The sequence below is a fragment of the Paenibacillus sp. FSL L8-0158 genome (assembly GCF_038592965.1).
GTDB lineage: Bacteria > Bacillota > Bacilli > Paenibacillales > Paenibacillaceae > Paenibacillus > Paenibacillus polymyxa_D.
Window position 1 is genome coordinate 1,755,513 of the sequence record NZ_CP151949.1, and the last position, 14,269, is coordinate 1,769,781.

A 14,269-nucleotide genomic window follows, 5' to 3' on the forward strand; every position below is an offset into this window, starting at 1 on the left:
GGGGTACTCCTTCGTTCCGTAGGTAAACCAGGAGTGGTCTCGATTAATTATTCAAATGCATAATAGAGGTTCATTAAACGGAGAACATTAGTTCAATAAATTGGCTTTTACCACTTTTGAGCAACATGCTAAAATACATTTGTACCAGTTAACCTCTGGGTCTAACGTGGAGCTTATAAGACTTCTATAAAGTGTTTGTGGTAACTGGTACATACTTAGAGGATTTGGCGGTAAGTAGTCGTATATATATATTGTGCAGTGACCTCTCAGGGAACAACCGCCCAGAATAGGTTTGGAGCCAGCAGGGCACCCTCCTGGACTTCTTTAACAGAAATGAGGCGCTCCATGTTTTTGGCGCTGCACATTTGATGATTATTCAACCTGTCGAAATGACAGGTTTTTTGCATATATAAACAAAGAACTTAACAGAACGAGCAGGAAATTGTTTCCTTCTGTCGAAAGAACTTAACAGAAGCCCTTTAAAGTGTTGAGGCGAATACTCGACCTCTAAGTTTATTTTGGGTAATGCACTGACTCTGAAACCTGACATGCTACATTGGGCCCGTTTTGGAGCTCTTAAGAAAACTTGGTTAGTCTGGTGCTAGTTGAATGTAAATAGGTGATCATAGTTGAATAATTTTATGCTTACGGATTCAAGCATTAATGAAGGCCAAGACAACCCTAGAGCTTTTTACCCCTTCTATGTTGGAGTAGATATCGGCGCGGATTTCCATGTTGCTGCTTGCATTCCATTTGAAAAGTTCCGCAGTGAGAAAGAATGGAAACGCAGTAAAACGATGAAGTTTAACTCGGATAGTCAAGGAATCACAAAGTTTATCAATGCCTTAGAAGATATTCAAGCTCAATTCGGTTATAAACCTCAGGATTTCTTTGTATTGCTGGAGCCAACTGGCGGACATTATTCATATTTGGTTGTTCGAGTGCTATTAGATCGAGGCTATTCTATATTTCAGGTTGAAAATAAAGCTGTAAAGGATTTTCGTGAACGCCAGCTAGGACTTAATGAAAAGTCCGATGAAATTGATGCTAGAATCATGGCCTATATGGGATGGCACAAAACCCTTCATCCTGATATGCGTTCGGTGCGAATAGTTCGTCCTGCAAGTGCAGAGCAGGTTTTGTACCGCACATTAACTAGGGATCGCTGGTTACTTACTACTCAATTAACAAGACGTAAGAATCAAATCCAGCAATTATTTTCTGTAACCAATCCTGAACTTAAACGAGCTTTTAAAAAAACAGGTGCGTTAAGTGTCCTCAAATTGGCTTTGAAGTATCCTACAGCGCAAGATATGGCCAAGGTAACTCAGGATGAACTTAGGCAAACTCTAATAACTATTGGTGCAAAAACTATTGCTACGAAAGCCTCTTCGACCTTGGCAGAATTGTTACCTAACACATTAGCCTTGAACATTCCGCACCTAGCTGAACGGCAAACGTGGCTAATTGAAGAAGCTTTGCGTATAGACGAAGCGATAAAAAGAATGGATAAACAGATAGCTTCCCTGCTTTATGGCGATAAAGAAAAAAGATATCAGCCGCATCCTTATACAAAGATACTTATGTCCTTCCCTATTATGAGTGAATCTATGGCGTGTACATTTATCGGCGCAATTGGTGATATTGAACGTTTCTCAACATATTTAGAGCTTAAAAAGTACCTTGGAGTAGCCGCGGAGAATAAAATCTCAGGCACATCTGTTTTTAAGAGTAGGCAAACATACGAGGGTGTTAGAGATACGCGCAGAGTTCTATTCTTAATGACTTTACTGCTAATATCGCCAAAAATCAGTGAAAACAGTTTTCGCGTTTACTATAAGCGATTAGTTGATCGAGGAATGGCGAAGAGAAAGGCAATAGGGCATGTATGCGGTAAGATTGCCCAGGTTTTATACTCATGCCTTAAAAATAACGAACCGTATGATCCGTTCAAACATGCGAGCAAAATGGGAGTAATCCTTGATGGCGATAAAGTACGATTAAAGATCCCAGCTAATTTAGAAGATTATGAACGCCAGGCAGATGAGCTAGCTGATGATGATGTCTTATAAGCTACAGTACCTTACACTGCTTTTAACAGAACAAAGTTAGCCCATTACCTATAAAATTTGGGGATAAACAGCATCCAAATTAGGGTGATGGGCTCATTTAACTTTTTCTAAGCACTACACTACATTAGACTGAAAAACAAAGCATTAAACCGTGAAAAATAAAGTTGTAGACTGGCAGTCGGCATTAGCCAACGGGCAGGATAACGCAACCATTAGATGGACTTATGGTTCTCATATGATACAATTTATCCCAGAAGTATCTTCGCGGGTTAATGAAAAGCAGCGGTGATGAACTAATAGGAGACCAACACAAAAAAGTGGTAGTTTTATGGATATGCAATAGTCTACTATAGGATCTTATTCCTCGGATCGTCTAACCGATTGTAACGGAGATTCATGAAGTGCCTGGAGAGATGGAAATAAAAGTGTTGCCTGACAATGGACATAGCGGGACTGGAAGAGCGGAAGTGAAGTGACAAAGCCCATAAGCGTAGGTCACAGCTCATAATACGAACGGAGAACTATTGCTTAACCAAGAAATTACTGGAAAGTGCGGAGGATAATTTGGATCGCAATTCGCTGGAATCGAGTGGAGATTCACTTCGCAGACAACTGGTGGCACTACGCGCCGAATGGAACTTGGTACTAAAAGGAGGGGCAGGACACATGCAAGAAGAACAGGAAATATTCGCGGGCGACGGATATAACAGGTCGTACGCAATGGCTACGGGTATGCCGATTTTGAATCTTAGGGGTAGCATACCGCGTGAAAGTAACGGCCAACTACCGTTTCCGTGGGTGACAACGGGCATCAGGATTGATAAAGAACAGATGTTGGAAACCGTTATGAAGCAAAAGACACTCGAGTATTTGTTTAATATGCAATTCAGTAAGGAGGAAATGACCGACCGCAATTTGGTTGTAGGCTGTTATGAATACAGGAATCCGAATGACAAGGAACAAATAATGCTATATGCGCTGGTTTCGTTGAAGGAATTTCTCGCGAGATACGGCGATGAACGGGCATTGGAGATTCTGATGCGAGTTGGCTGCACATACGAGAAGATTATGGAGGAATGTGATGAAGCCATTAAAGAACACTTTGCAGTGTTGCGCCGGTCACTTCATTTAAAGAATTTGAGGGACAAATATGATGTCGTTTACGAGTGGAGTGAAGAGGAAGGGGTAAAGACGTACATAATCAGATACACCAAATCGAGTTATACGAAGATTAAAGCTAAATCAGTCGAAGAGTTGACCAAACTCTATGATGAGCAACGGAAGAAGGATGCAAAGAAGACGTTCGCGACTCTGGAACCGTTAGAAGCATTTATGCAAGCATAAGAAAACCGCCCCTTTACGGGGCGGTTATTCAACATTTCATCGAACGAAGATTCGAGGAATATCCAGCGATAGAGAGGATTCTCGACAGTCGCATCGGAAATTGCTGACCCGTACGCCAGATATGGTCGAATGGGGACTGATGGAAGACGTTGATCCAGCCGATTATTTCGGCAAAACCATAGAGGTAGAACGATTAGGCGATTGGAAGCCTAGCGATTCAGGGAGAATTTATCGCCTGGGCGTTTCTTACTGACGGCAACCGATCGGCAGGACCGAAAGGGTTGTGGTTATCAACGGGGATGGCATGTTCTCGCTCCCCAGTGGCAAGCCGCTGCAGAGTATAAGTGGCAAGTCCTTCGAGGCGTGGCAGCGCGACTGGCTGGATCGGTACGGCGGATGACAAGAACCTCATCTATATCAAATAAACTTTATCAAAACAGCCAGTCTTATCGCATGAAATAATTTTGCACCACTTGTTACGCTAACAGAGAACGTTAGTTCAATAAACCAGCGGCAGTCTAAGACTTTATTTTCAGGTCCTTGACTGCCGCTGGTTTTATATTTGGGTCAGTCTAAAACTTATTATTCCAAGTCTGACGATTTAGCAATTCAGAATCAGCTTAGGACCAACAAATCCAGTCTAAATCTTTATTTTCATCGGACAACTATTAGAGAGGAGGGATTTAAGAATCGGAAATTTTTTATCATGGATTTGATAAGAGGTATTTTCGGTTATTTTCATTGTGGGCTGGGACTTGCAAAAATATTGGAGGCTTATAACAGATACAGTCTAAGAGGTTTTTTAATTGGAGCTACACCTTTCCTTATCGGAGGTTTGGGGCTTTACTTCACAAGGCGCTATGAATCATCGGATAGGTTATTATAAATAGACAAATATTTTATTAAAGGAGTATACAATGTTAACACCAAAACAAGAAGAGAGCCTCAGTAAGTTTATGAGTAAGATTCTTAGGCATACACCAGAACAGTTTGGTCTTGAGCTAGACCATGAGGGTTATTGTGACATTCAAGACCTGATTCAAGGGATAAGATCAGAGAATAGATGGGCCGATGTTAGTGAGTTGGATATCAAGCAAGTAGTAAACCATTGTCCAAAGCAAAGATATGAGATTGTTAATGGGTACATAAGGGCTAATTATGGTCACAGTACAGGCAGGTTAGATTATAAGGAAGCTACTCCACCAACCATTCTCTATCACGGTACAAACACAAAGGTAATCCATGACATTTTTAATGAAGGAATTAAGCCAATGGGCAGAAAGTATGTACATCTGTCGGAATCCCTTGAGTTTGCAATTTTAGCAGGTAAGAGACGTGGGGAACTAGTGATCCTCGAAGTAGACACAGAAAAGGCATTAGCCAATCAAGTAAAGTTTTATAAAGCCAATCATGGTGTGTGGCTTGCCGACCTTATCCCCCCACAGTACTTAAAGAAGTTTGAGCAAAGCGTAAACCTAGAACATTAACGAAGATCAAGGGACTAGATGGAATGATTCGTCTAGTCTTTTTGATATGGAATGTTTTGCTATACATAAATAATCCTCCTAATATTTTGAATGTATCCACGGGTGTCCACACTTACCCGCAAACGCTGCATAAAATATCCCGGGTGAACTTAGAGGAGGTGCATGTAATAACCATGATACACTTGGAACCCGTACAAGTGGGTGAGCATACATTTATCGGAGTCGAGGTCAAACTGCCTAAAACAACGCTGTTAACTATCTCTAACTCCCGTGGTTACATCATGTGTGGTGCACTGGATGTTGGACTGCTCAATGAGAGGCTGGCGGATCGGAAAATCCTTGCCGCACGAGCTGTGGGGGTAAAAACGCTGAAAGAATTGTTGGAAGCGCCGATGGAGTCGGTGACGACAGAAGCCGAGTTGCTTGGAATTAAGCCGGGCATGCCAGGATACGAAGCACTTTTGAAACTGGTGTAATGAAGCCTATGTGCATATGTTGCATAAAAGTAGAGGAACAAGAACCGAAAAAAACCGGACTTTTTGGCTCCGGTTTTTTTCTATGAAAAGTTACACTCTATCGAGCAGACTATTCGGCTAAATACGAACGGTATGATCTGCAAGAACGTTTAATCGGCAAACAAAGCGGGGAGGTTGTCGCTAAAGGGTGCTTGGACAATCCCTTTTTCGGTAATGATGGCGGTAATGTACTCATGAGGTGTAACATCGAAAGCTGGGTTGTAGACTTTGATGCCCTGCGGGGCGGTCCGTTTACCAAAGCTTTCGGTAACTTCCTCCGCAGAACGCTCCTCAATCGGAATATCTGCGCCTGTTGCGGTCTGCAAATCAATGGTAGATAGTGGTGAAGCGACATAAAAAGGAATGCCATGCGCCTTCGCTAGCACAGCTAGACTATAAGTGCCGATTTTGTTGGCCACATCTCCATTAGCAGCGACTCTATCTGTGCCGACAATAACGGCCTGTACCCATCCTTTGGACATCACCATGCCCGCCATATTGTCACAGAGCAGGGTGACATCAATGCCTGCCTGCTGAAGCTCGAAAGCGGTCAGGCGCGCCCCCTGCAGCACGGGACGGGTTTCGTCGGCAAATACTTTGAGGTGGATGCCATTCTCCTGCGCAAGGTACATCGGCGCGAGCGCTGTTCCGTATTTGGCTGTCGCCAATCCGCCTGCATTGCAGTGAGTGAGTACGCCCATCCCGTCCTTGAACAGAGGTAAAGCATGGATGCCAATCTGGCGGCATACTTCTTCATCCTCTGCCTGAATGGCTATGGCTTCACGCTCCAGCCCGGCATTCCAGTCTTCGATCTGGCCCCCGCTAGCATCAGCGAGGAGTTCGCCGGCTCGCTTCTTCATGCGATCCAAAGCCCAGAACAGATTTACGGCAGTTGGCCGTGAAGTAGCCAAATGTCCGCACACGGCGTGTACATGCTGCAGCCACCCAGCAGCGTCGTTGCCCTCGTAGGCGGTAGCTCCTAGCACAACGCCGTAGGCCGCAGCTATTCCGATGGCGGGCGCACCGCGTACCTTCATGGCATGTATGCCATCCCACACTTCCTCGGCCGTGAATAAATCCAGCATGACAATCGTTTCGGGCAGCAGACGCTGATCCAACATGGACAAGCGGTTGCCTTTCCACACCAGCGAAGAAAGAGCCTGACCGGACACTGCAGCTTTCCCGGAGGTTATGGGGGCCGTTTCTTTCTTTTCACTCATATTCATTAAGCTCCTTTAGTTTGGGCAGCTGTTGCTGTCCGAACAATGTCTCCCAGTTCCCGAATCGAATGAAGCTCGCGATTGCGAAGAACCAAGGATTTACCGATAGATAACGCCAGACGTTCCGCAGCTTCCTTGAGGTCAGGATCGGCTATTGTCTCGATATCTGCCACATGCGACAGGCTGATGATACGGCGGATCACTTTGCAACCTGCAAAACCAATCGTATCTTGCAGTACTTTTTGGAGATATAAGTCCTGATATCCAGCTGTACGTGCCATATGATCGGTGACATGCTCGTCCCACAGATTGCGGAACCTATGCTCAAACTGCTCCCATACCTGAATGGCGGTCTCCAGAACCCAGTCACGCCTTTCCTTTAAAGCCTTCTCGCCAGAGGTCCATCCGGGCTGTGCAGCGTAGTTCAACAGCAGATTGGCGATCACCGCTCCGATATCAAAGCCCATGGGTCCGTAGTAGGCAAATTCAGGATCAATGACTTTAGTCGATTCGGTCGTTACAAATATGCTACCAGTATGAAGGTCACCGTGCAGAAGCGCTTCGGTTCGTGTCAAAAACTTTTCTCGCAGCAAAGCCACTTCCAGATGAAGCGTTTGATCTGTACGGAGTGCCTCTGCTTCGTCTTCGATGTACGCACCATAGTTGTTATTATCTGAGAACCGATACGGTTCATCCAGAATCAGATCCTCCGTTATTTTGCAGAGATCCGGGTTGATAAAGCGTTTGACTAGGTCTTTTTTATGCTGCTGATTCATGCCCAAATCTGAGGTAAAGAAGAGCGTGCGTGCCAGAAACTCCCCAATATGATTAGCGAAATATGGATATGTGTTTCCTTCTATTAGTCCCTTGCGCATGATGGTGTGGGAGCTAAGATCCTCCATCACGGTCAATGCAAGCTCATCGTCATACGCCAGTATCGCAGGAACCAATTCGGGGCAAATGTGGTGTTCCTGCTGAAGTGCCTCGCGTTCAATACGGGCACGATCCAGTGAGAGCGGCCAGGATTCACCCACAATTTTTACATAGGGAAGTGCCTGCTTGGCAATGATACTCTTGTTAGATTCAGAATCCGTAATATGAAAAACCAGATTTAGGTTACCATCACCGATTTCCCGGCATTCCAGACGAGCTTCCTGACTAAAAAATCCGGGGATGTTCTTCACGAATTCGATTGCTTCTTCAGTCGTTAAAGGATGATATTGGGACAACGAAGTCACCTCCATAAATTGTGCGCATGTAAATAATTAAAAAATATCACAAGATTAAACCAAGTATTTTGATAGGATAAAGAAAGTATAACGAAAATTATTGAAATTTTGTACATTTTTTTTGTGGCGATTGAAAGAGGAGGAAAGAAATACTCTTTTTTTGTTTCGTCTCCGTATAGAGAGGGTAAATATGAAACAGACGTCCGGCAGGTGATATTAGGATGCCCGCTGGCGTCTTACCGTCAGCAATGACGGTGATGGATACGTAAACGTTCCTGAAAATCAATTTGATGAAAAAGGAAGGGATTTATGATGGCTAAAACAACAAGTAACTCGAAAAATACGCAAACCAAATCGGTGGAGGAACTTTTAAACCGTCAAGTCGCTAACTTCAATGTGTTATATGTAAAAATTCATAACTATCACTGGTATGTGAAAGGCTCCAGTTTCTACACACTCCATGTTAAATTTGAAGAGTTATACAATGAAGTGACATTGAAAATGGATGAGATCGCCGAGCGTTTGCTCGCGTTGAAAGGTTCTCCTTCCGCAACGTTAAAGGAATACCTGGAGCTGTCGTCGATTCAGGAAGCAACCGGCAATGAAGATGCTCCCAAGATGGTACAAACCTTGATCGAGGATTTTGCAACGGTATGCGAGGAGTTTCAGGAAGGTATCGAACTGGCGGAAAGCAATTCCGACCAACCAACTGCAGATTTGCTGATCGGTTATAAAGCGGATCTGGAGAAACATATGTGGATGCTTCGCTCTTATTTGGGCTAATTGTAGTGATGGGATTACGCTTTGAAATAAACTTTTTACATGTAAAACGCTACTGACGTCATACTGTCAGTAGCGTTTTTATGGCTGAAAAGAGATCATGCATCTCATGTTTTTTGTACAAATTTAAAATTATATAAACATTTGCAGGATGTATTTTGCCATTTGTGTTCCTAGTAGGGTGAACATTTTATGAAGAAAGATGGATAACGTGCGTGTATTGGTTGCACCCTTAAAGATATTTATTATAAAATAACTTGAGAATCATTGAGAATCAGTTTAGAATGATTATAAATAAATTTTTAAATATCACTTGAAATCAGGGGGCTCCCCTGTTTAAATATACTTTCTGATTTCGACACCACACTACATTTTTTGGAGGGTATTGCGAATATGGCTACAAACTTTAAGATTGAAGGTCTCAAAGCGACCATTGAAGGCAAGGAAATTTTGAAAGGTATTAACCTCGAAATGAAGGGCGGAGAAATCCATGCCATCATGGGTCCTAACGGTACGGGCAAAAGTACACTCGCGTCTGCTTTGATGGGTCATCCTAAATATGAAGTCACAGATGGCAAAGTAACTTTGGATGGAGAAGACGTGCTGGATATGGAAGTGGATGAGCGTGCACGTGCAGGATTGTTCTTGGCGATGCAGTACCCGAGTGAAATTGCAGGGGTAACGAACTCCGACTTTTTGCGTAGTGCAATCAACGCGCGCCGTGAAGAAGGACAAGAAATCTCCTTGATTAAGTTTATCCGTCAAATGGAAAGCAAAATGAAAGAGCTTGAAATGAACCCTGAGTTTGCTCACCGTTACCTGAACGAAGGCTTCTCTGGTGGTGAGAAAAAACGGAATGAAATTTTGCAAATGATGATGATTGATCCGAAAATTGTCATTCTTGATGAAATCGACTCCGGTTTGGATATCGATGCTTTGAGAATCGTGGCTAGCGGTGTTAACGCTATGCGTTCCGAAGAGCGTGGTTTCCTTATCATTACTCACTATCAACGTCTGTTAAACTACGTTAAACCAGATTATGTTCATGTGATGATGCAAGGACGTATCGTTAAATCCGGGGGTCCTGAGCTTGCTGAGCGTCTGGAAGCAGACGGTTACGACTGGATCAAGGAAGAACTGGGTATCGTTGATGAAACTGTAGGACAAGAGGCGTAAGCCGGAAGCGAGGAGGAAAACTAATGACTACACAAACAATCCTTCCGGTAGATTCCGAGCAACTGCGTGTTCTGTCCGAACGTAACGGCGAACCATCTTGGCTGGCCGAAGACAGACAAAAAGCACTTGAGCTTGCAGGCAAACTGGAGCTTCCGGTATTTGAAAAAACAAAAATCGAACGTTGGAAATTAAACGATTACGGTCAACATAAACAGAGCGAGGTCATTGCATCGGTAGGGCAGGTTCCTACAGCCATTGCTGATCTTGTCAAAGAGCAACAGGAGGGCGGTCTGATTATTCAGCGCAACTCCGGCGCGGTATATGTGAAGCTGAGCGAGGAATTGGCGGCGCAGGGCGTCATTTTCACGGATTTGCAAACAGCGGTTAAAGAGCATGCTGATTTGGTTAAAGCTCATCTGAACACAGTTATTAAGGCAGAAGAGAATTCATTATCTGCATTGCACGCAGCACTCTGGAACGGTGGAGTATTTGCTTATGTGCCTAAAAATGTAGAACTGAACGTTCCGCTTCAAGCTGTATTCCTGACAGACGATGCGACTGCAACGTTTGCACCGCATGTGCTGCTTATTGTCGAAAGCCACAGTTCCGTGACGTACGTAGACAACTATGTATCTGCGGATTTGGCGGCACCTGTTCTTCATAACGGTGCGGTAGAAGTTGTTGCAAATGCAGGAGCTAAAGTACGTTATGCGACAGTCCATCAGTTTGGAGAGCAAGTAACGGATATTTCGATTCGTCGTGCCACGTTGGGAAATGACGCAGCTATCGAATGGATTGTGGGCGAAATGAACAACGGCAATACAGCAAGCAATACCATGTCCGTGCTCAAAGGCAATGGCTCCAATTCGGATGCCAAGATCATTGCTGTAGGTTCCGGCTCACAAAAGCTGAACTATACGACACAAGCACAGCATTTTGGTAAAAATTCTTCCAGTCAGATGATTACGCGCGCAGTGATGCGTGAAGAAGCGTCTTCCATCATTAACGGAATTACAAAGATTGAAAAAGGTGCTACCAAAGCAGACGGTCAGCAAACAGAACGTGTTCTAATGCTCAGCCCGAAAGCGCGTGGTGACGCTAACCCGATCCTGCTGATTGATGAAGATGATGTAACTGCAGGTCACGCAGCATCGGTTGGTCAGGTTAACCGTGAACAAGTGTATTACTTGATGTCCCGCGGGATTAGCCGTGCAGAAGCTGAGCGTCTGATTATTTATGGCTTCCTGGCACCTGTCGTATCTGAAATTCCGCTCGAAGGACTTCAACATCAGCTGCAAAGCCTTGTTGAAAGGAAGTTAGGCCAATGAATACTGCATTGATCCGTGAACAATTCCCGATTTTACATCAGGAGATCAACGGTCATCCGCTAGTTTATTTGGATAATGCGGCTACTTCGCAAAAACCGCTGGCGGTCATCGAGGCGATCAAGCACTACTACGAATATGATAATTCAAATGTTCACCGTGGTGTGCATACCTTGGGTAGCCGCGCGACGGATGCTTATGAAGGTGCGCGGGAGAAGGTAGCTCGCTTTCTGAATGCCAAGCGCAGTCAGGAAATTATTTTTACACGCGGAACAACAACGGCGCTGAATCTGGTGGCTTCTTCTTATGGTAGAGCTAACTGTAAGGAGGGTGATGAAATTGTCATCACACAAATGGAGCATCACAGTAATCTGATTCCGTGGCAACAGGTAGCCAAAGCCACAGGCGCAACTTTAAAATATATTCCACTTCAAGAGGATGGTAGCGTTGATCTTACTGATGTGGAGAATACCATTACAGAAAACACGAAAATTGTAGCGATCGCACATGTCTCCAATGTGCTTGGTGTTGTGAACCCTGTTAAAGAGATTGCAGCTATTGCGCATCGCAAAGGCGCAGTCATCGTTATAGACGGTGCACAAAGCACACCACATATGAAAGTAGACGTGCAAGACATCGATGCTGACTTTTATGCCTTTTCGGGTCACAAAATGTGTGCTCCTACTGGGATCGGGGCACTGTACGGCAAGAAGGCGCTGCTGGAAAATATGGAGCCCATTGAGTTCGGCGGGGAAATGATCGACGATGTGGGATTGTATGAATCCACATGGAAGGAGCTGCCTTGGAAATTCGAAGGTGGAACTCCGATTATCGCTGGAGCTGTTGGTTTGGGAGCTGCTATTGATTTTCTGGAAAGCATCGGAATGGACGCCATTGCACAGCATGAGAGCCGTTTGTCCAACTATGCCCTCAAACGTCTCCGTGAAGTGGAGGGGTTGACGATATACGGACCGGCAGAACGTCATGTTGGGCTCGTAACATTCAACCTGGATGATGTGCATCCGCATGATGTAGCTACTGTACTGGATAGCAAAGGGGTGGCTGTACGTGCGGGGCATCATTGCTGCCAGCCGTTAATGCGCTGGCTGAAAGCCAGTGCAACTGCACGTGCCAGCTTTTATCTCTATAACACGGAAGAAGAAGTCGACGCTCTGGTCAGCGCCTTAATCCAAACAAAGGAGTATTTTGGCGATGCAACTTGATGACTTGTACCGACGCGTGATTATGGATCATTATAAAAATCCGCGCAATCGCGGACGTTTTGAGGATGATGCCGTTACGGTGGATTTGAATAATCCTACGTGTGGTGACCGGATTTCCCTTCAACTCAAAACGAAAGACGGCGTGGTCGAAGATGCCCGTTTTACTGGTGAAGGCTGCTCGATTAGTATGTCCTCAGCTTCGATGATGACAGAAGCAGTCAAAGGAAAAACGATTGATCAGGCACTGGATATGGCGAGTCGCTTCTCTTCTTTAATGAAGGGAGAAGCCGTCGAATTTGATGATTATGAAGAATTGGAAGCTTTGTCAGGTGTAAATAAGTTCCCGGCCCGCATCAAATGTGCGACATTGGCTTGGAACGCGCTGCGCAAAGGGATTGATGAAGATAAATAATTTAAATAGAACAGAGGAGGTTTGAGAAACATGGCCAAGAAAGCACCGGAAATGGAAGAGTATAAATACGGCTTTCGTGACGAGCACAAGTCCATTTTCCAAACAGGTAAGGGTCTCACTCCGGAAATCGTAAAGGAAATCTCCAAAATTAAGGATGAGCCAGAATGGATGCTGGAGTTCCGTCTGAAAGCACTGAAGCAGTTTGAAAAAATGCCAATGCCAAACTGGGGCGGAGATATGGATGAACTGGATTTCAACGATATCCAGTACTATGTAAGACCTTCCGAGAAACAAGGGAAGACGTGGGAAGAGGTTCCTACGGAAATTAAAGAAACCTTTGATAAACTGGGTATTCCTGAGGCGGAGCAAAAGTTTTTGGCTGGTGTATCCGCACAGTATGAATCCGAGGTTGTCTACCACAGTATGCAAAAGGAACTGGAAGATCAGGGCGTTATTTTCATGGATACCGATACGGCGTTGCGTGAGCATCCTGAGATTCTGAAAGAGTATTTTGCAACAGTTGTACCTCCTGCGGACAATAAGTTTGCAGCACTGAACAGTGCGGTATGGTCAGGTGGGAGCTTCATCTATGTACCAAAAGGTGTGAAATGTGAAGTTCCATTGCAGGCTTACTTCCGTATCAACTCGGAAAACATGGGTCAATTTGAGCGTACGCTCATAATTGCTGACGAAGACAGCTTTGTGCACTATGTAGAAGGCTGTACGGCTCCGATTTACAGCACGAACTCGCTGCATAGTGCCGTGGTCGAAATTATTTGTAAGAAGAACGCACGCGTTCGTTATACAACGATCCAGAACTGGGCACCAAACATCTATAACCTGGTAACCAAACGTGCGGTTGCGGAAGAAAATGCAACGATGGAATGGGTCGATGGTAACATCGGTTCCAAGTTGACGATGAAGTATCCAGCCGTTGTATTGAAAGGCCGGGGAGCGAAAGGGATGGTCCTGTCTATCGCTGTTGCAGGCAAAGGCCAGCATCAGGATGCAGGTGCGAAGATGATCCACTTGGCACCAGACACCACGTCCACCATTGTATCCAAGTCGATCAGTAAGCACGGCGGTAAAGTAACGTATCGCGGATTAGCTTCATTCGGTCGTCAGGCTCAAGGTGCAAAATCGAATATCAAATGTGATACGTTGATTTTGGATAATCAATCAACTTCAGATACTATTCCTTATAATGAAATCATGAATGACGACATCACCCTTGAGCACGAAGCAACAGTTTCCAAGGTATCGGAAGATCAGCTGTTCTATCTGATGAGCCGTGGTTTGACTGAAGCAGAGGCAACGCAAATGATCGTTATGGGCTTTATTGAGCCGTTCACCAAAGAACTGCCGATGGAATATGCGGTAGAGATGAATCGTTTGATCAAGTTCGAAATGGAAGGCAGTATCGGTTAATAGCAAAGCTAAGCGTATCGGCTATTCTTGGTTTTATTTATTGGTTATGATACCGAAA

At 44.6% G+C, this 14,269-nt stretch carries 12 protein-coding genes; 10 read left to right on the forward strand and 2 right to left on the reverse strand.

Annotated features, from left to right (window positions below; all coding sequences use genetic code 11):
• Positions 1-629: 629 nt before the first annotated feature.
• The 4 genes from NSQ68_RS08000 to NSQ68_RS08015 all read left to right on the forward strand — a co-directional run bounded on the left by NSQ68_RS08000 (position 630) and on the right by NSQ68_RS08015 (position 5,379).
• A complete protein-coding gene (locus tag NSQ68_RS08000) occupies positions 630-2,072 on the forward strand; it encodes an IS110 family transposase (RefSeq protein ID WP_342428515.1) in 1,443 nt (480 codons plus the stop codon).
• A 564-nt stretch (positions 2,073-2,636) separates the two neighbouring features.
• Positions 2,637-3,416, forward strand: a complete 780-nt coding sequence (locus NSQ68_RS08005) for a hypothetical protein (RefSeq protein WP_342428516.1) — start codon at positions 2,637-2,639, stop codon at positions 3,414-3,416.
• A gap of 917 nt (positions 3,417-4,333) precedes the next feature.
• On the forward strand, positions 4,334-4,903 hold the full coding sequence (locus NSQ68_RS08010; RefSeq protein ID WP_307349148.1) for an RNA 2'-phosphotransferase: 570 nt from the start codon (positions 4,334-4,336) through the stop codon (positions 4,901-4,903).
• A gap of 173 nt (positions 4,904-5,076) precedes the next feature.
• Positions 5,077-5,379 (forward strand): DUF1805 domain-containing protein, encoded by a 303-nt coding sequence (locus NSQ68_RS08015; protein ID WP_342428517.1) that lies wholly within the window; start codon positions 5,077-5,079, stop codon positions 5,377-5,379.
• A gap of 149 nt (positions 5,380-5,528) precedes the next feature.
• Here NSQ68_RS08015 and mtnA read toward each other — a convergent pair whose 3' ends face one another.
• A complete protein-coding gene (gene mtnA, locus NSQ68_RS08020) occupies positions 5,529-6,638 on the reverse strand; it encodes an S-methyl-5-thioribose-1-phosphate isomerase (protein WP_342428518.1) in 1,110 nt (369 codons plus the stop codon).
• Positions 6,639-6,643: 5 nt separating this feature from the next.
• Positions 6,644-7,867: an S-methyl-5-thioribose kinase gene (mtnK, locus tag NSQ68_RS08025; RefSeq protein WP_342428519.1), complete on the reverse strand. Its 1,224-nt coding sequence runs from the start codon at positions 7,865-7,867 to the stop codon at positions 6,644-6,646.
• A gap of 312 nt (positions 7,868-8,179) precedes the next feature.
• On the opposite strand from mtnK, the gene NSQ68_RS08030 reads away from it, so the two are divergent.
• The 6 genes from NSQ68_RS08030 to sufB all read left to right on the forward strand — a co-directional run bounded on the left by NSQ68_RS08030 (position 8,180) and on the right by sufB (position 14,211).
• Positions 8,180-8,650: a Dps family protein gene (locus NSQ68_RS08030; protein WP_307349203.1), complete on the forward strand. Its 471-nt coding sequence runs from the start codon at positions 8,180-8,182 to the stop codon at positions 8,648-8,650.
• A gap of 390 nt (positions 8,651-9,040) precedes the next feature.
• Entirely contained in the window at positions 9,041-9,823 is a 783-nt protein-coding gene (gene sufC, locus NSQ68_RS08035) for a Fe-S cluster assembly ATPase SufC (RefSeq protein ID WP_013309552.1), read from the forward strand.
• A 23-nt stretch (positions 9,824-9,846) separates the two neighbouring features.
• A complete protein-coding gene (gene sufD, locus NSQ68_RS08040; protein WP_342428520.1) occupies positions 9,847-11,151 on the forward strand; it encodes a Fe-S cluster assembly protein SufD in 1,305 nt (434 codons plus the stop codon).
• On the forward strand, positions 11,148-12,371 hold the full coding sequence (locus NSQ68_RS08045; protein WP_342428521.1) for a cysteine desulfurase: 1,224 nt from the start codon (positions 11,148-11,150) through the stop codon (positions 12,369-12,371). Before sufD ends, NSQ68_RS08045 begins: the two co-directional genes overlap by 4 nt.
• Positions 12,361-12,783, forward strand: coding sequence for a Fe-S cluster assembly sulfur transfer protein SufU (sufU, locus tag NSQ68_RS08050; protein WP_013309555.1), 423 nt, complete (start codon positions 12,361-12,363; stop codon positions 12,781-12,783). The genes NSQ68_RS08045 and sufU overlap by 11 nt, the downstream gene beginning before the upstream one ends.
• A gap of 30 nt (positions 12,784-12,813) precedes the next feature.
• Positions 12,814-14,211 carry a Fe-S cluster assembly protein SufB gene (sufB, locus tag NSQ68_RS08055; RefSeq protein ID WP_013309556.1) on the forward strand — a complete coding sequence of 466 codons (1,398 nt, stop codon included), beginning with the start codon at positions 12,814-12,816 and terminating at the stop codon, positions 14,209-14,211.
• Positions 14,212-14,269: the final 58 nt, after the last annotated feature.